The following is a 21,329-nucleotide window of genomic DNA, read 5'->3' as shown; positions in this document are numbered from 1 at the left end:
GGCTTGCCGGTTTACTGGTTTTCCTGCGGATTGCCGGGGGTCTTGCCGGTCTTGGCGGGGTTCATCACGTCGAACTCCTCGGGCGAATGGGGGATGCCCTCGTGGTCGCCCTGGCCGTGCTGGCGGGGGGGATCGGTGGCGGGGTTGGGCTGCTTGGGTGTTTCGCGGGTCATGGCTGGTCCTCCTGCCGGGACAACCCGCGACGGGCGCGCGCGTTCCATGCCCGGGCGGGGCGGCTTGCCCCCTGCGCCATCCCCGGGCAGGATCGCGCCAGCCAAGGGAAAGGGAAACGGGATGCGCAACGGTGGTCAGCTTCTGGTCGAAAGCCTGGTGGCGCTTGGCGCGACCAAGGCCTTTGGCGTGCCGGGCGAAAGCTATCTGGCGGTGCTGGATGCGCTGCACGACACGCGGGGGCGTCTGGACTTCGTGCTGTGCCGCAACGAAGGGGGCGCGGCCTTCATGGCGGCGGCCTGGGGCAAGCTTATGGGCCAGCCCGGCCTTTGCATGGTGACGCGGGGGCCGGGGGCGACCAATGCGGCGATCGGGGTGCATACGGCCATGCAGGACAGCGCGCCGATGATCCTGTTCGTGGGCCAGGTCGGGACCGACATGAAGGGGCGCGAGGCGTTCCAGGAACTCGACTACCGCGCCGTCTTCGGCACCATGGCGAAATGGGCGGTCGAGATCGACCGGGCCGACCGCATCCCGGAAATCCTGGCCCGCGCCTGGACCACCGCCACCACCGGCCGCCCCGGCCCCGTGGTCATTGCCCTGCCCGAGGACATGCTGACAAGCCTGACCGACGCCGCCCCCCTGACCGGGCCTGCGCGCCTGGCCGAGCCTGCGCCCACGCCCGACGCCGTGGCCGAGGCCCGCGCGATGCTGTCCACCGCCGCCCGCCCGCTGATCCTGATCGGCGGCTGCAACTGGACGGAGGCGGGAAAGCAGGCGCTGCAATCCTTTGCCGAAGCCAGCGACATTCCGGTCGTCTGCGCCTTCCGCTATCAGGACCAGTTCGACAACTTTTCGCCCGTCTATGCCGGAGAGGCGGGCGTGGGGATGCCGCCGCATGTCAAGGCGCTGATCCGCGACGCCGACACGATCCTGGCGATCAATCTCCGCTTCGGCGAGATGACGACCGACTGCTATACGCTTCTGTCCGTGCCGGTGCCCGCGCAAAGGCTGGTCCATGTCCATGCCTCGGACCGCGAGATCGGCAAGATCTACCAGCCGACCCTTGGTATCCAAGCCGGGCCGAACGCCTTTGCCGCCGCGCTGTCGCCGGTCAAGGGCGATTGGTCCGACTGGCGCGGCAAGGCCCGCGCGGCGTGGGAGGCCGGGTTCGACCTGCCCCCGCAGCCCTCGCCCGTGGACATGGGGCTGGCCACGGCGCATCTGCGCGACGTGCTGCCCGCCGATGCGATCCTGACCAACGGCGCGGGCAACTTCACCGTCTGGCCCAACAAGTTCTACAAGTTCGGCCCCCGCGCGCGGCTGCTGGCGCCGCAATCGGGCGCCATGGGATACGGCCTGCCCGCCGCCATCGCCGCGAAGGTGGCCCATCCCGACCGCACGGTCCTGTGCTTCGCGGGCGACGGCGATTTCCAGATGACCTGCCAGGAGCTTGCGACATCCGTGCAGGCGGGCGCACAACCCATCGTGCTGGTGCTGAACAACGGCATCTACGGCACCATCCGCGCGCATCAGGAACGGAATTACCCGGCCCGCGTGTCGGGCACGACCATGGTGAACCCCGACTTCGTGATGCTGGCCCGGGCCTATGGCTATCACGCCGAACGCGTCGAACGGACCGAGGATTTCCCGGCGGCCTTCGCCCGCGCGCTCGCGTCCCCCACCGGGGCGCTGCTGGATCTGGACATTTCGCCCGAGGCGCTGACCCCGCGCCAGACCCTGACCCAGATGCGCGACGCAGCCCTTGCCGCAAGGGAAAAGGCCTGAGTCCGCACCCCCCTGGAACCGATCCCCGGCGGCCGGATTTCTAAAGGCAAGCCGGGCAGATCCCCTGACCGAAGCGACGATCAGAGGTGTTCCATGCCCGACCCCACCCCCGCTTGCGTCGAGGCGCTGGCCCTTCTGCGCGGCCTCGGCCCCGACGACCGGATCCTGCACGTCACGCGCGACGAACGCAGCGGCGAGGCCCTGGCCGCCTTTCTGCGCGGGGCGCTGCCCGGGCGGCGGGTGCTGTTCCTGCCGCCCTGGGACTGCCTGCCCTTCGACAGCGCCTCGCCCACGCCCGACGCCATGGGCCGCCGCATGGCCGTGCTGCACCAGTTGCGGGATGCGCGCCCGGGCGACATCCTGGTCACGCCGCTTGCCGTGCTGATGCAGCGCCTGCCGCCGCAGGGGGCCCTGCGCAGCTTTCCGGTGCAGATGGGCCAGCCGCTGGACGTGGAGGCGCTGGAAACCTTCGCCCGCGAGGGCGGCTATGACGCCGACGACCGCGTGGACGAACCCGGAGAGATCGCCATCCGCGGCACCACCGTCGAGGTCTTCGTGGGCGGGAACGGCCAGCCTTGCCGGATCGAGATGGACGAGGGGGTGGTGACCGCCCTGCGTTGCTTCGATCCCGCCACCCAGCGGTCCACCGGAGAGATCGAGGCGCTGGAGATCGTCCCCGTCACCGAGCTGCCCCCCGCCGAGGAACCCTGGGACCGGGGCGCCGAACACCGGCTGCCCAAGGCCTGGGACGCCCTGACGATCCTGCCCGACCACATGGCGGGCGCCCGCATCACCGCCCTGCCCGAAACGCTGGAGGCCGCCCCCCGCCGCCTTGCCCGGCTGGAGGAAGCGCGCGCCGAGGCCGAGGATGACGGCGCCTATCCGCTGCCGGTGGATGCCCTCTATCTGGGGGCGGGGGAATGGGCGGATCTCGCGTCCCGCATCGACCCTTTGCCGCAACCGGAATGGAGCCCGGTCCCCGCCTTCGCCGCCGCCGCCCGGCCGCGCGCCCGGCTGGCGCAGTTCCTGGCCAGCGATGCGGTGGCCGGGCGGCGGGTGGTCTTTGTCGCCGGATCCACGGTGGAACAGGCGCGCATCACCCGCATGGTGGCGCAGGCGGGCGGGCAACCGCCCGAAGCCGCCCCCGACTGGGCGGGCTGCGCAGCCCATGACCGCGCGGTGCTGGTGGCCGATGGGGGGCAGGGGGCCGTCACCGAAGATGTGGTCCTTGTCACGGCGCAGGATCTGCTGGGCAGCCGTGCGGCCCCGGGGGGCAGCCGCCATGCGCCGGTGCAGCCCCTTTTGCCCCCGATCGGCTTTGCCTTGGGCGACATCGTGGTGCATGAGGATCACGGCCTGGCCCGCCTGGACGGGCTGGAGGCGCTGGATCCCGCCAACCCCGGCCCCGAGGCGATCCGCCTGACCTTCGCGGGCGACCAGCGGCTGATGGTCCCCACCCATGACGCGGGCCGCATCTGGCGCTATGGCACGACGGATGCGGGCGTGACGCTGGACCGGCTGGGCGGGGTGGCCTGGCCCAAGCGCCGCGCGGCCACCGCCGAGGCGCTGGCCCACCTGGCCGATCACCTGGTGCGGCTGACCCGCGCGCGGGATGCGGCGACCGCGCCGAAACTGGTGCCGCCCGCGCGCGATTACGAACGGTTCATCGCGCGCTTTCCCTTTCAGCCGACGCCCGACCAGGACCAGGCGGTGCGCGCGGTGCTGGCCGACATGGCATCCGGGCGGCCCATGGACCGGCTGGTGATCGGCGACGTGGGCTTTGGCAAGACCGAGATCGCCCTGCGCGCCGCAGCCGCCGCCGCATTGGCCGGGCGCCAAGTGGCCGTCTGCGCGCCCACCACGGTCCTGGCCCGCCAGCATTTTGAGACCTTCCGCCGCCGCTTCGCCTCCCTGGGGATCAGCGTCGGGCACCTGTCGCGTCTGGTCACGGGCAAGCCCGCCGCCACGGTGCGCGCGGGCCTTGCCGACGGGTCCATCCGCATCGCCGTGGGCACCCATGCCCTGCTGGGCAAGGGCGTCCACTTCCAGGATCTGGGCCTGTTGGTCATCGACGAGGAGCAGCGGTTCGGCGCGGCCCAGAAGCAGAAGCTGCGCGACCTGGGCCAGGGCCTGCACGTCCTGTCGATGAGCGCGACCCCCATCCCCCGCACCCTTCAGGCCGCGCTGGTGGGGTTGCAGGATCTCAGCTATCTGACCACGCCCCCGGCCCGCCGCCGCGCCATCCGCACCCTGATCGCGGACGCGGACGACGCCACCCTGCGCCAGGCGCTTCTGCGCGAAAAGCGGCGCGGCGGGCAAAGCTTCGTGGTCGTCCCGCGCGTCGAGGATATCGCCCCCGTGGCTGAACGCCTGGAACGCCTGCTGCCCGACCTGGCGATCCGCATCGCCCATGGCGACCTGCCCGCGCGCGACATCGACGCGACCATGGTGGGCTTTGCCCGGGGCGAGGGCGACGTGCTGCTGGCGACCGCCATCATCGAAAGCGGGCTGGACGTGGCGCGGGCCAACACCATGGTGGTCCTGCGTCCCGCGCTGTTCGGGCTGGCGCAGTTGCACCAGCTTCGCGGGCGGGTCGGGCGCGGGGCCGCGCAGGCCTATTGCCATCTGCTGACCGCCCCGGGCGAGGATCTGGCCCCTGACGCGCAAAAGCGGCTTGGCACCCTGCAGGCCATGGACCGGCTGGGGGCGGGCATGGCGATCAGCGCCGCCGACCTGGACCGGCGCGGGGCGGGCGACCTTCTGGGCGACAAGCAGGCGGGCCATGTCCAGCGCGTCGGCCTTGGCCTTTACCAGGAGATGCTGGCGCAGGCCCTGCGCCGCGCCAAGGGCGAGGCCGACGCCCCGCCGCCGCCCCAGGTTCCGGGCGAACCCGGCCATATCCCCGCCGACTATATCCCCGAACCCGAAACCCGCATCGACCTGTATCACCGCATCGCCCGCGCCGCGCGGTCCGACGATGTGGCGCGCCTGGCCGACGAGATCGCGGACCGCTTCGGCCCGCCCCCGCCGCCGGTCGAGACGCTGTTGCGCGCCGCCGAACTGCGCGCCCTGGCCGCAAGCCTGGGGGTGGCGGCGCTGAGCATGGGCCCCGAGGGGGTGGCGCTGGACCTGCGCGACGGGGTGCGGATCGAGGACTATGCCGCGCAACTGTCAGGCTGCGAAGGGCTGTCCTGGCAGGACATGCGCCTGGTGCTGCGCCACACCGGCCCCGAGGACCGGCTGGAGGTGGCGGCGGACCTGCTGGAACGCATGGCCTGACAGGGGGGACGCTACGCCAGCGCCCGCCTCGGGCCGGGCGCTGGCCGGGCCTTTTGGGCCCGGTGGTTCTGGTGAATAGGGCATCGCATGGCGAAGGCGATGGCCTTCGCCAAAGCGGACGCGGCGCATGTGTAAATGCCGATCCGCCCCGGTACCTTTCCTACATCGGCGTGAAATCCGTATCGGGGCGCAGGCGCAGGCAGTATTCGTGGACCAGGTCGATGGTCGCCTGGATGTCGTCAAGGCAGACCACCTCGGACGGGGTGTGCATGTAGCGCAGCGGCACCGAGATCAGGCCGGTGGCGACGCCGCCCTGCAGTTCCTGGATCACGCGGGCATCCGTGGGGCTTGTGCCGCCCGAGGCCTGGTGCTGCCAGGGGATGCCCTTTTCCTCGGCGGCCGCGACCAGCAGGTCGAACACCACCGGGTTGGTGTTGGCCCCCTGCAGGATGCCCGGGCCGCGGCCCAGGTCCAGCCTGCCCTGATCCTCGGGACGGGCGCGCGGATAGTCCATCGCCACCCCCATGTCGACGGCCAGCGCGGTGCGGGGCGCAATGTTGAACCCCGCCGTCTTGGCCCCGCGCGATCCGATCTCCTCTTGCACGGTGCCCAGGATGTGGAACCCGACCTCGGGGTGCAGCCCGCCGTCCCGGGCCAGGCGATGCACCAGCTGCGCGCCGATCAGCAGGCCCACCTTGTTGTCGAAGGCCCGGCCCACGGCCAACTGGCCGCTGAGGGTCGCGAATCCGGCATCAAGGGTCACGGGACTGCCGACATGGACGACCTTCTCGGCCTCTGCCCGGGACGAGGCGCCGATGTCGATCCACAGATCCTTCAGCGTCGGCGTCTCGTTGCTGTCCTTGGCCTTGAAGGTCTGGATCGCCTTGCGCCCGACCACGCCCGGCACGGTTTCGTGCCCGTGGACCTGGACGCGCTGGCCGATCTCGGTCGCGACATCGGTGCCGCCGATGGTGTTGAAGAACAGGAACCCGTTTTCGTCGATGTGGTGGACGATGAAGCCCACCTCGTCCATGTGGCCGGCATACATGAAGCGCACCGGCGCATCCGGGTTGATGACGGCGCTGACATTGCCCATGATGTCGGTCGTGACCTTGTGGGCTGCGGGCTGTACATAGTCGCGGAAAAGCCAGGCGACCGGCTGTTCAAAGCCGCTGGGCGAGGGGGCCGCGATGATGGCCTTCAGGAAATCAAGTGCCTGTTCATCCATGGAAAACACCTTTCTTTGGCCGACCGAACCACTGGGCTGGCGCGATGTTCCAGCGGTCGCGGCAGGAAACGGCGAAAGGGGGAATCGGGGCGGGACGCACGGAAAAAGGCCGGTGCCAGCACGGGCCCCGGCCTGTCCGTCCGCTTCGGCTGGCCCTTACCGCAGCCGCCGCAGGGGCCTGCGCGCGTGGCTGCGGTGGTGGTCCTTGCGGCCCCACAGCGCCGCCGCCACCACGACGACCCCCGCGCCGATGGCCAGCTTGCGGACCAGCCCGTCGCGGTTGTGGCGCCATTCGGCGCCCATGCCCATCTCGGCGGGCAGGTTCGGGACATGGCCGCGGGACAGATCCTCGACGATGCCTTCCACCATGTTGATCCGGTCGGCCCCCAGCAGCATCAGCCAGTGCCGCCAGTCGGATTCGCTGTAGCCGAAGGCCGCGCGCCGCACCATGCCGCTGATCCCCGAGGGCGCCGACGAGGTGCCGAAGACGGCAGGGCGGCGGTTGTATTCCATCGACCGAAGCACCTCGATATCGGCCCGTTGCAGGGGCGGGCGGTCCCAGTCCATGCCTCCCTTGGTGTCGCCCGCGCGGTTGCGCATGGGATAGGTCGGATCGTTGCGGGGATCGGCGTCCACGCCCCATCCGTTCACCTCGGCCGGGTCGATCATCTGCCGCGATTTCTGCGCCATGTGCGTGTCCTCCTAGCGTCCGCCGTTGGGGTAGAGAACCGGCTTGATGCAGTCGTCAAGCTTGGCGGAAAACATATGATAGGCGTCGGAAATTTCTTCCAGCGGGATCCGGTGGGTGATCAGCGCCTTGGGGTCGATGCGGCCTTCGCGGACGTGTTCGATCAGGCGCGGCAGCAGCCGTTTCACCGATGCCTGGTTGGCGCGGATCGTGATGCCCTTGTTCAGGACATTGCCGATGGGGATCATGTTGCCGGTGGGGCCATAGACGCCCACGATGGACACGACCCCGCCTTTCTTGACGGAATTGATCGCCCAATGCAGCGCGATGGCCGATCCGGCCTCCAGCTTCATCTTCTTGCCCAGGACCGTGCGGACCCCACTGCCCGAGGCGTCCCCGCCCACGGCGTCGATGCAGACATCCGCGCCCAGGCCGTCGGTCTGCTTCTTGATGAAGACCGCCATGTCGTCGATGGCCTGGAAGTTGTAAACCTCGGCCGGGGCGTAGCGGCGGGCGAAGTCCAGCCGGTAATCCAGGTGGTCGATCACGATGACCCGGCCCGCGCCGAACAGCCAGGCGCAGCGCGCGGCCATGATGCCCACGGGCCCCGCGCCGAAGACGACAACGGTGTCGCCCATCTGGATGCCCCCCATTTCCGCCGCCTGATAGCCGGTGGGCACCACGTCGGTCAGCATCACCGCGTCGTCGGGATCCATCCAGTCGGGGATGAGGGTCGGCCCCACGTCGGCATAGGGCACGCGCACATATTCCGCCTGCCCGCCGTCATAGCCCCCCGCCGTGTGCGAATAGCCGAAGATGCCGCCCACGGCCGTGGCCTGGGGATTGGATTCGTGGCAGTTGCCGAACAGGCCCTGCTTGCAGAAATGGCATTGCCCGCAGGCGATGTTGAAGGGCACCAGGACGTGATCGCCGGGTTTCAGGTTCGTGACCTCGGCGCCCACCTCCTCGACGATGCCGCAGAATTCGTGGCCGAAGGTCATGCCGATCCGGGTGTCGGGCACAAGGCCGTGGTAAAGATGCAGGTCCGATCCGCAGACGCAGGACCGGGTGACGCGCACGATGGCGTCGCGCGGGTGCCGGATGACGGGTTCGGGCTTGGAACTGGCCCGCACGCGGTGCGGTCCCCTGTAATCGGCAGCGAGCACGGTCGATCCCTCCTTGCAGACCTGTTGTGCAACTGCGCCGGGCGGAACTGGTTCCGGCCCCGGGACCGGGACCGGCTGCCTTTCAGCCCTTGGCCTGCCCCTGGGCCAGGAAGAAGCGCAGCATCTCGGCGCTGGCATCGGGGCCTTGCGGGTCGATGTAGGAACCGCCGGGCTTGCCGCCGGACCAGGCATGGCCCAGGCCGTCGATGCGCCAGTGGTCCAGAAGGACGCGGCCATCGGGTAGGCTGGTCGTCTCGCGCGTGAAGCGCCGCGTGCCCGTCGTGCCTGTCCGGCGGTCCAGCATCGTCTGGACGGGCCCGGCGGCCAGCGTGGCCTGGGCGATGCGGTCGCCATTCAGGGGGTGCACGGTGCGGTCGGCGCTGCCGTGAAAGACGATGGTGGGGGTGGGCACGGCATGGGCGCGCGTCGGGGGTTCGGCCCCTTGGCCGTTCATCGCCGTAAAGGCCGAGGGCACGTCGCGGGCCGCGCCGAAGGGCAGGCCGGAATGGGCGCCCACGGCGGCGAAGACATCGGGATGGGTCTGGCCCAGGATCACCGCCATGGCCGCGCCCGCCGACAGGCCCGCCACGAAGATCCGGCCCCGCGGCACGTCGTGGCGGGAAGCCAGGTCCAGGGTCATCCGGGCCAGGATCTCGGGCTCTCCCCGGCCGCGGCGCTGGTCGCCGGCGCTGAACCAGTTCCAGCAGGACTGCGCGTTCTCGCCCCGCGACTGGTGGGGATAAAGGACGACCAGCCCGTGTTCCTCGGCCAGGGCGTTCATGCCCGTGCCGCGCGCGAAATCGGCCGGATCCTGCGTGCAGCCATGCAGCATGACGACCATGCCCCGGATGCCCTTGCCTGCCGAGGCGGGCGCATAGGCCAGGTAATCCCGGCTGCCCGCCGCGCAGGAAAAGCGGCCAGAGGCGACGCTGGCCCCCGGCGGCACGGGATCGGCTGCCGGGGCGGCAAAGGGCGGCTGAAAGCCCGTGGGCTGTCCGGCAAGGCTCAACCCGTGCCGGGCCAGGGTGCGCTGCACCAGGTCGCTTGCGCCGTCAAGGCGAAGCTCTCCCATCGCCTGGCGCAGGGCGCCGACGTTGAAGGTCTTCATGGTTCATGTCCCTTTCAGGGGCTACAGGATACGGTCGGCCAGGGCCTTGCGAAGTTCGGGGCTGGCCTGCAGCGCGCCCAGGACCGAGATCGAACCGATCGTGGCCCGCGCCAGTTCCGGGGATACGTCCGGGTCGAAGCGCACAAGGCCCACGACCTTGACATGCAGCACCTCGCCCGCTTTTCGGGCAGCCTCAAGCTCGGCCCGGGTGAAGTCGCGCAGGCCCATGTCCATCATGTGGCGTTCGACCGACCGGGACAGCACGTCGCGGTGGCTGTCCAGCCCGTTGCGGATCGCCGTGCGGATGAAGTCGCTGCGGTTTGAATAAAAGCCTTCCTGCACCAGCAGGTCGATACGGCCCAGATCGACATAGCCCAGGTTGATGGTGATCTTCTCGCTGTCGGGAACCCTGTCGCGCAGGGGGCGTATCTCTGCCAAGGGTTTTCTCCATCCATATGGATGGTATATGGATTGCCCATGGATGGAGTCAAGGGCCGTGGCTGCCGTTTTCCCGGGTCAGGGCCGAGGGCCGGTGCACCGCTTGTCAGGCGGGTTCCGTTTCCAGATACCGGGCCAGGCCTGCGCGCAGGTCGTCGGTCCAGGGCGCGGAACGGCCGGTGTTGAAGTCGAAATGGACCAGCGTGCCGGTGGCGGTGAAGCGGGGGTCCGGGCCGGTGCACGCCAGGCGATAGTCCACCGAACTGGTGCCGATGCGGGTGATCGCCAGCGCGAAGTCCAGCCGGTCCTCCAGCCGCGAGGGGGTGTGGAAATCCACCGCAATCCGCGCCGTCGGCACCCCGATCCGGCGCGTCACGTGCATCCGGTGAAAGCCGTGGTCCAGCGCGTCGGTGAAGAACCGCTCGACGACCGAGGAGACCATCTCGAAATAGCGCGGATAAAAGACGATCCCCGCCGGGTCGCAGTGCTGGAACTCGACAATGCGGGTCTGGCGAAAGGTCATGCGGGGCGTCCTTGTGGCAGTACGGGCTTCGGCCCGGCGCATCTGCCATGCGCGGCGATCCCCTGCAATGGGCAGGGGCGCCGAACGCTCAGGCTTGCGCGGCCGCGAACATCGGCCCGCCGCGCCAGCGGGGAAAGCCATAGCCGTGAATTTCCACCAGGTCGATGTCGGAGGCCCGGGCGGCGATGCCTTCGTCCAGGATGGCCTGGCCCTCGGCGGCCATTTCGCCCACCAGATGGCGGGCGATGGCGTCCCGGTCCATCCGGGCCGTGCCGGTGATCTGTCCCGCCAGCAGGTCCGCCACGGCGGCCGAGGGCTGCGGCCTGCGCTCGCCCGGGGCATAGTCATACCAGCCGCCGCCGGTCTTCTGCCCCTTGCGGCCCACGCGGACCAGGATGTCGCCCAGCGTCTCCGGCACCTCCTGCCCCGCCGCCCGTGCGCCTTCGCGTTGCAGGAAGGCGATGTCCAGGCCGCCCAGGTCCTGCGCCTCGAACGGGCCCATGGCGAAACCATGGGCGCGCATGGCCGCGTCGATATCCGCGATGGCGACGCCCTGGCGGACCAGGATTTCGGCGCTGGCGCGATAGCGTTTGAGGATGCGGTTGCCGATGAAGCCCTCGCAGATGCCGGACTGGACGGGGATTTTTCCAAGCATCCGGGCTAGCGCAAAGCCGGTGGCCAGCGTCTGCGGTGAGGTGTCCGGGACCGGCACGATCTCCAGCAGGCGCATGACATTGGCGGGGCTGAAGAAATGCAGGCCGATGAAGCGGTGGGGGTTCGGCAGGCCGTCCGCGATCAGCCGGGGGTCGAGATAGGACGTGTTCGTCGCCAGCACCGCATCGGGGCGGCAGGCCGTGGCAAGCTGGTCGAAGACGGCGCGCTTGACGGCAATGTCCTCGAAGACGGCCTCGATGACCAGATCGGCGTCGGCCAGGGCGGCATAGTCCGTGGTGGCCGTTACGCCCGCCATGCGGTCGGCGGCTTGCGCAGGGGTCAGCTTGCCCCGCTTGACGGCACCGTCGAAGATGGTGCGCAGGTTTGCGATCCCGCGTTCAAGCGCCTGGTCGTCGCGTTCGATCAGGGTGACGTGCAGCCCCGCGTCGCGCAGGGCGGCAGCTATCCCTGCGCCCATGGTGCCGCCGCCGATCACGCCTGCGCGGCGCAGGGGCAGGGGGTCGATGTCCCGCAGATGCGCGGGACGGGGGGCGGCGCGTTCGGCGAAGAACACATGGCGCAAGGCGGCAGCCTGATCGGAACTGCGCAGGTCCAGGAAGGTCTGGCGCTCGTAAGCCATGGCTTCGGCAAAGGGCGCCTCCGCCGCCTTGCGCAGGCAGTCGAGCGCGCGCAGCGGTGCATCCGCGCCCTTGGCGGCCTTCGCCACGGCCTTGCGGCGGTCGTCCCAGAAGCCGGGATCGGGCGCGGCGATGGGGCGGGCCGACACGGGGGGCGGCAGGTCGCGGGTCAGGGCGTCGCGGGCGAAGGCCACAGCGTTGGCTTGCAAATCGCCCGTGAACACCGCGTCGATCAGGCCCAGCGACAGCGCCTTGGCGGCGCGCACGGGCTTGCCCGACGTGACCAGATCGACGGCAGCCTCGACCCCCGCCAGGCGCGGCGTGCGCACGGTGCCCGATGCGCCGGGCACGATGCCCAAGGACACCTCGGGCAGGCCCACGGATGCGCTGTCAATCGCCACGCGGAAGCGGCAGCCCATGGCGACCTCGAACCCGCCGCCCAGGGCGGAACCGTGGATGGCCGCCACCCAAGGCTTTGCCGCGCCCTCGATCCGGTCCACCAGGTCGGGCAGGTGCGGTTCCTGCGGGGGCTTGCCGAATTCGGTCACGTCGGCCCCGGCGATGAAGGTCCGGCCCGCGCAGATCAGCACGGCGGCGCGGACCTGGGGGTCGGCGTCCAGCGTCTCGACCGCATCCCACAGCCCCTGCCGCAGCGCCTGCGACAGCGCGTTGACCGGCGGGTTGTCCACGGTGACGATGGCGATGTCGCCTTCGTGGCTGATGCTTACAACGGACATGTCAAATCCCCAGATAGGCTTCGCGGATGCGCGGGTCGGCGATCAGGTCGGCCGCCGCGCCCTCCATGGTGATGCGGCCGGTTTCCATGACGTATCCCCGGTCCGCGATCTTCAGCGCGCCAAAGGCGTTCTGTTCGACCAGCAGGACGGTCACGCCAAGCGCCTTCAGCCCGCTGACCACATTGAAGATCTGCTGCACGATGATCGGGGCCAGGCCCATCGACGGCTCGTCCAGCAGCAGGCAGGAGGGGCGGCCCATCAGCGCGCGGGCCATGGCCAGCATCTGCTGCTGCCCGCCCGACAGGCCGCCCGCCGCCAGGTTGCGCTTTTCGCGCAGGATCGGGAACATGGCGAAGGCGTCGCCCATGTCCTTTTCCACCCGGTCGTCGGTGAAGAGGTATGCGCCAAGGCGCAGGTTCTCCTCGACCGTCAGGTTGGTGAAGATCTGCCGGCCCTCGGGCGATTGGGTCAACCCGCGCGCGGGGCGGCGATGGGCGGGCACGCCGGTCAGCGTCTCGCCCCGGAAGGTGATCGTGCCGCCGGACACCGGCTGCGTGCCCGACAGGCATTTCAGAAGCGTCGTCTTGCCCGCGCCGTTGGCGCCGACCACGGTGACGATTTCCCCGGAATCGACATGCAGGTCGATGCCGTGCAGAACCTCGATCCGGCCATAGCGCGACCGCAGTCCCTCAACCGTCAGCATGGGCGGCCCCCGTTTCTGCATCAGTTCCCAGATAGGCGGCGATCACCGCCGGGTTGCGGCTGACGCTGGCCGGGTCGCCCTCGGCGATCTTTTCGCCATGGTCCAGCACGACGATGTGGTTGGAAATGCGCATGACCATCTTCATGTCATGTTCGACCAGCAGGATCGCCACGCCCGATGCCGCGACCTCGGCGATCAGGTGGTCGATCTCCTCGGTCTCCACGGCGTTGCAGCCTGCGGCGGGTTCGTCGAGCAGCAGGATCCGGGGCGACAGCGCCAGGGCGCGGGCGATTTCCAGGCGTTTCAGCGCGCCATAGGACAGGTTCCCGGCCTCCCGCTCCGCCGCCCTTTCAAGCCCCACCCGGGCCAGCAACTCGCGCGCGCCCGATGCCGCAGCCGCCGCGCGGCGGCGGGATGCGGGCAGGCCCAGCAGATCCGCCAGCACCGGCCCCCGTTCCTTGAGGTGATAGCCCGAGATCGCGTTTTCCAGCACCGTCATGGACTGAAAGATCTGCAGGTTCTGGAAGGTGCGCGACAGCCCGCGCCGGGCCAGCAGATGCGGGGCCATGCCGGTCACGTCCTCGCCCCCCAGAACCACGCGGCCCCGGCCCGGCTGGTAGACGCCCGAGATCATGTTGAAGAGCGTCGTCTTGCCCGCGCCGTTCGGCCCGATCACGGACGTGATTTCCCCCGGCTGGACGGTGAAGCTGACATCGTTCACGGCCTTGAGGCCGCCGAAGGTGATGCCCAGGCCTTCGACTGACAGAAGCGCGGTCATTCGTCTTTCCCCCGGACGCGGCGCAGGATCGACGGCAGCAGCCCCTGCGGCAGGAAGATCATCACCCCCATCATCACCAGGCCCAGCACAAGCTGTTCGTATTCGGCAAAGACCGTCAGCACCTGCGGCAGCAGCGTCAGCACCGCCGCGCCGAAGATCGCGCCCAGGATGGATCCCACGCCGCCCAGGACGGCCATGGTCACCATCTCGATCGAGTGCATGAAGCCCGCCACGTCCGGGGTGATGAACTTGTTCTGAAGCGCCAGCAGCGAACCCGACACGGACGCATAGACCGCCGAAATCACGAAGGCCTGAAGCTTCAGCCGCGCCACATCGACGCCGACGGTGCGCGCCGCGACCTCGGACCCGTGCAGGGCGCGCAGGGCGCGCCCGGTAGGGCTGTTGTAGAGGTTCAGCGCCAGCCAGGCGGCAGCGATCAGGACGATGCCGCACAGGAAATACCAGAACTGGCCGTTGGTCAGGTCCAGCCCCGCGTCCTTCAGCAGCCCGCGCAGGCCCAGATCCGGCACCTCCATCCCGTCCGGGCCGCCGGTCAGTTGCCGTTCGTTGTTCAGCACCATCGACACCAGGATGCCGAAACCCAGGGTGGCGACGCCCAGGTAGTATCCCTTGAGCCGCAGGATGGGCCGCCCGACCAGCCAAGCCAGCACGGCGGAAATCGCCGCGCCCAGGATCATCGCCAGCGAGGGATGCAGGCCCAGATGCACCGGGGCAAGCGCGCAGGCATAGGCGCCGATCCCGGCGAAGCCCGCATGGCCCAGGCTGATCTGGCCCGCATATCCGGTCAGGATCACGATGCCCGTGACGGCGATGGCGTTGACGAAGATCAGCGCGCCGACGCGGTAATAGTAACCCGAGGGGAACAGCACCGGCGACAGCAGGATCAGGACGACCAGGACCAGCAGGGTCGCGGATTTGGCGGAAACTCTCATACCCGGTCCACCGATTTCTGGCCGAACAGGCCCTGCGGCATGAAGAACAGCACCAGCAGGATCACCACGAAGGCGGCGGCGTCCTTGTATTGCGAAGAGAGATACCCCGCCGTCAGCGCCTCGATCAGGCCCAGCAGGAAGCCGCCAGCCAGCGCCCCCTTGGGGTTGCCCATGCCCCCCAGCATGGCGGCGGCGAACCCTTTCAGCGCAAAGGCCAGGCCCACGTCGTACGAGGTCAGCGTGATCGGCGTCGCCAGCACGCCGGCAAGCGCGCCGATGCCCGCCGACAGCGCGAAGGACAGCGTCATCACGAAGCCGGTGTTGATGCCCACCAGCTGCGCGGCCAGGCGGTTGTTGGACGTGGCCAGCACCGCCCGGCCCGTCAGGGTGCGGGTGAAGAACAGCCACAGGCCCACGAAGACCACGACCGCCCCGCCAATCACCCACAGGCTTTGCGGCAGGATCGTGGCCCCGCCGATGCGCAGGGGCGTGTCGCCGGAAAACGCCGGAAAGCTGTGGATCTGCTTGCCGAACAGCAGTTGCGCGCCGCCCCGGATGAAGATCGACGCGCCGATGGTGATGATGATCAGCGACACTACCGGCGCGCCGCGCGCGGGCTCGATCGCCAGCTTGTTCATGGCGACGCCGATGGCGGATGTCGCGGCAATGGCGATCAGCGCGGCCAGCGGCAGGGGCAGGCCCGCCGCGTGGCAGACAAAGGTCAGCATCCCCCCCAGCATGACGAATTCGCCCTGGGCGAAGTTCACCACGTCGGATGCGTTGTAGATGATGGTGAAGCCAAGCGCGACAAGCGCATAGACCGCGCCCACCGTCACGCCCGAGAAAAGGAATTGCAGCAGTTCCGGCATGATGACCCTCTGTCTGGCAAGGGGATGCCGCGTCCCCAACGGGACGCGGCGGTCAGCGGATCATTCCACCACGGTCCATTCGCCGCCCTTGATCTCCAGCATCCGGAAGGCCGACAGGTCCAGGCCCAGGTGGTTCTCAGGCGACATGGTATAGACGCCGGTGGTGCCGGCGAGGCCCGAGGTCGCCTCGATGGCGTCGCGGATGGCCTGCGGCTCGGCGCTGCCTGCCCGGGTGATGGCGTCGGTCAGGATCAGGAAGGCGTCATGGGCATAGCCGCCGAAGGTGCCGACCGAGGTGCCGGTCTTTTCCTCGAAGGCGGTCTTGTAGGCATCGACCACGGCCTTTTGCGGGTCGTCCGCGCCAAGCTGGTCGGCGATTAGCAGGGCGGTGCCGGGCAGGCGCACGCCCTCGGCGGCCTCGGCCCCCGCCAGTTCGATGAACCCGTCGGACGCCACGCCGTGCGACTGATAGAGCGGCAGGTCGATGGCAAGCTGGCGATAGTTGCGCGTCACGATCGACGGGCCCTGGCCGAAGCCGGGGTTCAGCACGGCCTGCACGCCCTCGGTGTTGCGGATCTTGGTCAGCTGGGTCGTCATGTCGGCGTCGGTGGGGTTGTAGGTTTCATCCGCCGCGACGGTGATGCCGTATTCGCCCACTACGTCCTTGCACTGCGCCTGCATGGACGCGCCGAAGCCATCGGTGCCGGAAATCATGCCGATGGTGGTGATGCCCTGCTTCTGCATGTCCTCGAAGATCTTCTGGCAGGCCATGCGGTCGGTATGGGGCGTCTTGAAGGTGAAGGGTTTCACCGGGTCGATGATCTCGATGGCGCCCGCCAGCGAGATGAAGGGGATCTCGTTGTCCTCGGCCACCGACAGGATCGACATGCTGGTGCCGGTGGTGGATCCGCCGATGATTGCCACGACCTCGTCATCCTCGATCAGGCGGGTGGCGAAGGTGCGCGCCTTGTTCGGATCGCCGCCGTCGTCGTAAAGCGTCAGGGCGATTTCCTCGCCGTTGATGCCGCCCTTTTCGTTGATCTGCTCGACCAGCATCTCCAGGGTCTTCGCCTCGGGGTCGCCCAGGAAGGCGGCGGGGCCGGTGGCGGATACCGAGGCGCCGATGCGGATTTCGGCGGATGCGGCGGTGGCGCCAAGGGCCAGCAGCGTGGCAAGGGCCGTGGTGGTCAGGGTCTTCTGCATGTCGTCTCCTCCCCAGAGAACTTGGTTAAACAGCGGCGGCGGGCCTGCGCCACATCACGCGGCGAAAGCGGGTCGCGACAAAGGCGGTGTCGGTCAGGCTGGCGTTTCCGGCCGGGTTGGCCCCGGTCACGTGGAAATCGCTGAAGGCCGCCGACTGGTTGACGAAGATGTTGCCTGTCAGGTTGACCGACAGGTTGACGCCCGCGCGGGCGAAGGTTTGGGCCGCGCGATGGATGCGGGCCTCGTCGGTGTCGTAAAGCGCGGCGGTGATGGCGCCCTTGGTCGCGGCCAGATGGGCGGCGCGGGCGATGCCGTCGTCGGCGTCCGCGCAGGGGATGAGGAAGGCGACAGGGCCGAAGCATTCGTCCTGCGCGATGGCGGCATCGGCGTCCACCGCCAGCAGCAGCGGCGTGCCGTCGCGGAGGATGCGGCCTTGGTTGCGGGCGCGGGCCACGCGGTCCTTCGTGGCGGGGTTGGCAATGGTGCCGCAGATGCCCGCCGCCTGTTTGGGATCGGCCAGCAGGCTGTCGATGGCCCGGGCCAGACCGGCGGCCACCTGGTCGAAGGACTTGTGTCCCTGATCCGTCTCGATCCCGCCCTGCGGAACATAAAGGTTCTGCGGCGAGGTGCACATCTGCCCGGAATAGAGCGACAGCGAGAAGGCCAGGTTCGCGCACATCCCGTCGAAATCGTCGGTTGCGGCAATGACCACGCTGTTGACGCCGGTCTCCTCGGTGAAGATCTGCGCCTGCCTGGCGTGTTCCCGCAGCCAGTTCCCGAAGGTGGACGACCCGGTATAGTCGATCAGCCGTACGGCGGGATCCGTCGCCAGTTCCTTGGTGATCTCGGCCCCCGGTTCGTCCACGGCCAGCAGAACGGCATCGGCGGGCAGGCCAGCCTCGGCCAGCACCTCGCGCGCGACCTGCACGGTCAGGGCCAGCGGCAGGATCGCGGCGGGGTGCGGCTTCACGATCACCGGGTTGCCGGTGGCGAGGCTGGCGAAGATGCCGGGATAGCTGTTCCAGGTGGGGAAGGTGTTGCAGCCGATCGCCAGCGAAATCCCGGCGGGCACCAGCGTCCAGTGCTTGTCGATCACCAGCGGCGCGGCCTTGCCCTGCGGCTTTTCCCAGCGGGCGGCATCGGCAAAGCGGGTCATTTCGGTGTAAGCGACCGCGACCGCCTCAAGCCCGCGATCCTGGGCGTGCGGCCCGCCCGCCTGGAAGGCCATGGCGAAGGCCTGGCCCGTGGTGTGCATGGTCGCATGGCCCAGCAGGAAGCTGATCCGGTTCAGGCGCGACAGGATTTCAAGGCAGGCGCCCACGCGGGTTTCCACGCCTGCCGCTGCCAAGGGCTCAGCCGCCCCCTGCGCCGCCGCGATCAGCGCGGGCGCATCCGCCGCCGGATAGGTGATTCGCAGCGCCTCGCCCCAAGGCGAGACTTCGGCGCCCAGGCGGCGCTGTTCGGGGTGGCCGGGCAGGGCGAAGGGCTGACCCGGCAGGGCCGCATAAGTCGCCTCGCCATCCGCCTTGGCGGTTTCGCCATAGACCTTGCCGCTGGGCACCTCGGGGAAGGGGGTCCAGAAGCCGCGCGCGTGCAGCGCCTGAACGGCATCCTCCAGCATCGGGCGATGGCGGGCAAAGAAATCGGTCATGGGCTCCTCCGCCGGTTCCTCCTCCGGCTTGCGAATATCATTGACCGGCCGGTCGGTTTATGCAACAGATTTCTTCGAGGAGGCCGAGAAATCGGCACGAAGGGAGAAACACCATGACCGCATCCCCCACGGTGCTGTCGGCGCTTGCCGATGGCGTGCTGGTGCTGACGCTGAACCGGCCCGAGAAGCTGAATTCCTTCAACGAAGACATGCACCTGGCGCTGCGTGCAGGCATTCGGCGGGCACATGACGATTCGGACGTGCGGGCGGTGCTGCTGACCGGGTCCGGGCGCGGCTTCTGCGCGGGCCAGGACCTGGGCGACCGCGATCCCCGCAAGGGCGGGCCCGCGCCGGATCTGGGCCATACGCTTGAGACGTTCTACAACCCCACCCTGCGGCTGATCCGGTCCCTGGAAAAGCCGGTCGTCTGCGCGGTCAACGGCGTGGCGGCGGGGGCAGGGGCCAACATCGCCTTCGCCTGCGACATCGTGCTGGCCGCGAAGTCGGCGCGCTTCATCCAGGCCTTTGCCAAGATCGGCCTTGTCCCCGACGCGGGCGGCACCTGGCAGCTGGCCCGCATCCTAGGCGAACCCCGCGCCAAGGCGCTGGCCCTGACCGCCGAGCCGCTGATGGCGGAAAAAGCCGCCGACTGGGGCCTGATCTGGAAGGCCGTTGACGACGCCGACCTGATGGCCGAGGCGGAAGCCCTGGCCCGGTCGCTGGCCGCAGGCCCGACCCTGGGCCTTGGCCTGACCAAGCGGCTGATCCAGCAGGCGGCGACCACCACCCTGGACCAGCAGCTTGACACCGAACGCGACGCGCAACAGCAGGCGGGCCGCAGCGCGGATTATGCCGAGGGTGTCACCGCCTTCCTGGAAAAGCGCCCGGCAAGGTTCAGCGGCCAATGAAACCCGTCACCGACATGACCCCGCAGGAGATCGCCGAAGCATCCGCCCGCGCCATGTGGAACGACGATTCGGCCAGCCAGCGGCTTGGCATGACCCTGGACCACATCGCCCCTGGTCAGGCCACGCTGTCCATGACCATCACGGACGCCATGTCGAACGGGCACGGCAACTGCCATGGCGGATACATCTTCACCCTGGCCGACAGCGCCTTCGCCTTCGCCTGCAACAGCTACAACCAGATGGTCGTGGCGCAGCATTGTTCCATCACCTACCTGATCCCCGGCCGCATCGGCGACCGGCTGACCGCCACGGCCACGGAAACGTCGCGCCGGGGGCGGTCGGGCATCTACGACATCCGCATCACCAACCAGGACGGCGCGCATGTGGCCGAATTCCGCGGCCATTCGCGCATCGTCAAGGGCACCCACCTGCCCGCCTGACCCATTCCGAGGGAGGAGACCCATGGAAGACCTGACCCCGAACCCCAAGGATCTCGACCCGATCGAGACCGCGTCCCGTGACGAGATCGAGGCGCTGCAGTTCCACCGCATGAAGCGGTCGCTGAAGCACGCCTTCGAGAACTCGCCCTTCTACCGCAACCAGTTCATCAAGGCCGATGTCCACCCCGAGGATCTGAAGACCCTGAAGGACATCGCTAGGTTCCCCTTCACCGTGAAGCAGGATCTGCGCGACTGCTATCCCTTCGGCATGTTCGCCGTGCCGCAATCGAAGCTGGTGCGCATCCACGGATCGTCGGGCACCACCGGCAAGCCGACGGTGGTGGGCTATACCCAGGCCGACATCGACCATTGGGCGAACCTGATCGCCCGGTCGATCCGGGCGGCGGGCGGGCGGCCCGGCGACATGCTGCACAACGCCTATGGCTACGGCCTGTTCACCGGCGGTCTTGGTGCGCATTATGGGGCGGAACGGCTGGGCTGCACCGTGGTCCCCATGTCGGGCGGCATGACCGAACGGCAGGTCACGCTGATCCACGACTTCAAGCCGCGCATCATCATGGTGACGCCGTCGTACATGCTGTCGATCCTGGACGAGTTCCGCAGGCAGGGCCTGGACCCGCGCGAATCGTCGCTGCAGGTCGGCATCTTCGGCGCGGAACCCTGGACCAACGCCATGCGCCAGGAAATCGAGGACGCCTTCGACATGCACGCCGTGGACATCTATGGCCTGTCCGAGGTGATGGGTCCGGGCGTGGCGCAGGAATGCGTGGAAACCAAGGACGGGCTGCACATCTGGGAAGACCACTTCTATCCGGAAATCATCGACCCCGTGACGGGCGAGGTGCTGCCGGATGGCCAGCTGGGCGAGCTGGTCTTCACCACGCTGACCAAGGAAGGGCTGCCGATGGTGCGTTACCGCACCCGCGACCTGACGCGCCTGCTGCCCGGCACCGCCCGGTCCATGCGCCGGATCGAGAAGATCACCGGGCGGTCCGACGACATGATCATCCTGCGCGGCGTCAACGTCTTCCCCACCCAGATCGAGGAGCAGATCCTGAAATGCCGTGGCCTTGCCCCGCATTTCCAGATCGAACTGACCCGGTCTGGCCGCATGGACACGATGACCGTCTGCGTCGAATGCGCCGAGGATCACGCGGCGGCCGATGCCCGCGCGGTATCGGCCAAGGAACTGGCGCATCACATCAAGTCGGTCGTGGGTGTCTCCACCCGGATCGAGGTGCGCGACCCCGGCGCCATTGCCCGGTCCGAAGGCAAGGCCAAGCGGGTGATCGACAACCGCCCGAAAGAATGACGCCCGCGCCCGGGGGTGGTGGTGACTTTGCCGCAACCCCCGGTTAAAGCGGCACACGACCAACAGGAAAGTG

19 protein-coding genes are annotated in these 21,329 nt (G+C 68.9%); 5 read left to right on the top strand and 14 right to left on the bottom strand.

The annotated features are described in order from the left end of the window. Window positions 1-11: 11 nt before the first annotated feature. Entirely contained in the window at window positions 12-173 is a 162-nt protein-coding gene (locus JX613_RS15250) for a hypothetical protein (RefSeq protein WP_207102326.1), read from the bottom strand. A gap of 121 nt (window positions 174-294) precedes the next feature. Here JX613_RS15250 and JX613_RS15245 point away from each other — a divergent pair, with 121 nt between their 5' ends. Together JX613_RS15245 and JX613_RS15240 are read left to right on the top strand one after the other, a co-directional pair. Next, on the top strand, window positions 295-1,959 hold the full coding sequence (locus tag JX613_RS15245; protein ID WP_207102325.1) for a thiamine pyrophosphate-binding protein: 1,665 nt from the start codon (window positions 295-297) through the stop codon (window positions 1,957-1,959). 93 nt (window positions 1,960-2,052) lie between these two features. Beyond that, window positions 2,053-5,238 (top strand): DEAD/DEAH box helicase, encoded by a 3,186-nt coding sequence (locus JX613_RS15240; protein ID WP_207102324.1) that lies wholly within the window; start codon window positions 2,053-2,055, stop codon window positions 5,236-5,238. A gap of 160 nt (window positions 5,239-5,398) precedes the next feature. Here JX613_RS15240 and JX613_RS15235 read toward each other — a convergent pair whose 3' ends face one another. The 13 genes from JX613_RS15235 to paaN form a co-directional block, all read right to left on the bottom strand. Beyond that, on the bottom strand, window positions 5,399-6,466 hold the full coding sequence (locus JX613_RS15235; protein WP_207102323.1) for a M42 family metallopeptidase: 1,068 nt from the start codon (window positions 6,464-6,466) through the stop codon (window positions 5,399-5,401). 156 nt (window positions 6,467-6,622) lie between these two features. Continuing rightward, window positions 6,623-7,156, bottom strand: coding sequence for a hypothetical protein (locus tag JX613_RS15230; protein WP_207102322.1), 534 nt, complete (start codon window positions 7,154-7,156; stop codon window positions 6,623-6,625). 12 nt (window positions 7,157-7,168) lie between these two features. Further along, on the bottom strand, window positions 7,169-8,320 hold the full coding sequence (locus JX613_RS15225; protein ID WP_207102321.1) for an alcohol dehydrogenase catalytic domain-containing protein: 1,152 nt from the start codon (window positions 8,318-8,320) through the stop codon (window positions 7,169-7,171). 82 nt (window positions 8,321-8,402) lie between these two features. Next, the gene (locus tag JX613_RS15220; RefSeq protein WP_207102320.1) at window positions 8,403-9,428 is read right to left on the bottom strand and encodes an extracellular catalytic domain type 1 short-chain-length polyhydroxyalkanoate depolymerase; all 1,026 of its coding nucleotides are present in this window, start codon (window positions 9,426-9,428) and stop codon (window positions 8,403-8,405) included. A 21-nt stretch (window positions 9,429-9,449) separates the two neighbouring features. Further along, entirely contained in the window at window positions 9,450-9,866 is a 417-nt protein-coding gene (locus JX613_RS15215) for a CopG family transcriptional regulator (protein WP_207102319.1), read from the bottom strand. Between the two features lie 106 nt (window positions 9,867-9,972). Continuing rightward, window positions 9,973-10,389, bottom strand: a complete 417-nt coding sequence (locus JX613_RS15210) for an acyl-CoA thioesterase (RefSeq protein WP_207102318.1) — start codon at window positions 10,387-10,389, stop codon at window positions 9,973-9,975. A gap of 88 nt (window positions 10,390-10,477) precedes the next feature. Beyond that, complete coding sequence (locus JX613_RS15205; RefSeq protein ID WP_207102317.1) at window positions 10,478-12,418, bottom strand: 3-hydroxyacyl-CoA dehydrogenase NAD-binding domain-containing protein; 1,941 nt, start codon at window positions 12,416-12,418, stop codon at window positions 10,478-10,480. A gap of 1 nt (window position 12,419) precedes the next feature. Beyond that, complete coding sequence (locus JX613_RS15200) at window positions 12,420-13,121, bottom strand: ABC transporter ATP-binding protein (RefSeq protein ID WP_207102316.1); 702 nt, start codon at window positions 13,119-13,121, stop codon at window positions 12,420-12,422. After that, entirely contained in the window at window positions 13,108-13,899 is a 792-nt protein-coding gene (locus JX613_RS15195) for an ABC transporter ATP-binding protein (RefSeq protein ID WP_207102315.1), read from the bottom strand. The genes JX613_RS15200 and JX613_RS15195 overlap by 14 nt, the downstream gene beginning before the upstream one ends. Next, complete coding sequence (locus tag JX613_RS15190; protein ID WP_207102314.1) at window positions 13,896-14,852, bottom strand: branched-chain amino acid ABC transporter permease; 957 nt, start codon at window positions 14,850-14,852, stop codon at window positions 13,896-13,898. Before JX613_RS15190 ends, JX613_RS15195 begins: the two co-directional genes overlap by 4 nt. Next, window positions 14,849-15,721 carry a branched-chain amino acid ABC transporter permease gene (locus tag JX613_RS15185; protein WP_207102313.1) on the bottom strand — a complete coding sequence of 291 codons (873 nt, stop codon included), beginning with the start codon at window positions 15,719-15,721 and terminating at the stop codon, window positions 14,849-14,851. The genes JX613_RS15190 and JX613_RS15185 overlap by 4 nt, the downstream gene beginning before the upstream one ends. 60 nt (window positions 15,722-15,781) lie before the next feature. Next, entirely contained in the window at window positions 15,782-16,924 is a 1,143-nt protein-coding gene (locus JX613_RS15180) for an ABC transporter substrate-binding protein (protein WP_207102312.1), read from the bottom strand. 25 nt (window positions 16,925-16,949) lie between these two features. Then, complete coding sequence (gene paaN / locus JX613_RS15175; RefSeq protein WP_207102311.1) at window positions 16,950-18,575, bottom strand: phenylacetic acid degradation protein PaaN; 1,626 nt, start codon at window positions 18,573-18,575, stop codon at window positions 16,950-16,952. A gap of 113 nt (window positions 18,576-18,688) precedes the next feature. On the opposite strand from paaN, the gene paaG reads away from it, so the two are divergent. The 3 genes from paaG to paaK are packed head-to-tail and all read left to right on the top strand — an operon-like array spanning window position 18,689 to window position 21,256. Continuing rightward, the gene (paaG, locus tag JX613_RS15170) at window positions 18,689-19,483 is read left to right on the top strand and encodes a 2-(1,2-epoxy-1,2-dihydrophenyl)acetyl-CoA isomerase PaaG (RefSeq protein WP_207102310.1); all 795 of its coding nucleotides are present in this window, start codon (window positions 18,689-18,691) and stop codon (window positions 19,481-19,483) included. Between the two features lie 14 nt (window positions 19,484-19,497). Then, complete coding sequence (paaI, locus tag JX613_RS15165) at window positions 19,498-19,923, top strand: hydroxyphenylacetyl-CoA thioesterase PaaI (protein WP_207102335.1); 426 nt, start codon at window positions 19,498-19,500, stop codon at window positions 19,921-19,923. A gap of 22 nt (window positions 19,924-19,945) precedes the next feature. Then, complete coding sequence (gene paaK, locus JX613_RS15160; protein ID WP_207102309.1) at window positions 19,946-21,256, top strand: phenylacetate--CoA ligase PaaK; 1,311 nt, start codon at window positions 19,946-19,948, stop codon at window positions 21,254-21,256. Window positions 21,257-21,329 lie beyond the last annotated feature (73 nt).

The organism is Paracoccus shandongensis (genome assembly GCF_017315735.1).
In the GTDB taxonomy this organism is placed as follows: Bacteria; Pseudomonadota; Alphaproteobacteria; order Rhodobacterales; family Rhodobacteraceae; genus Paracoccus; species Paracoccus shandongensis.
The sequence above is the reverse complement of the archived record's forward strand: the minus strand, read 5'-3'. Positions and strand labels throughout refer to the sequence as shown.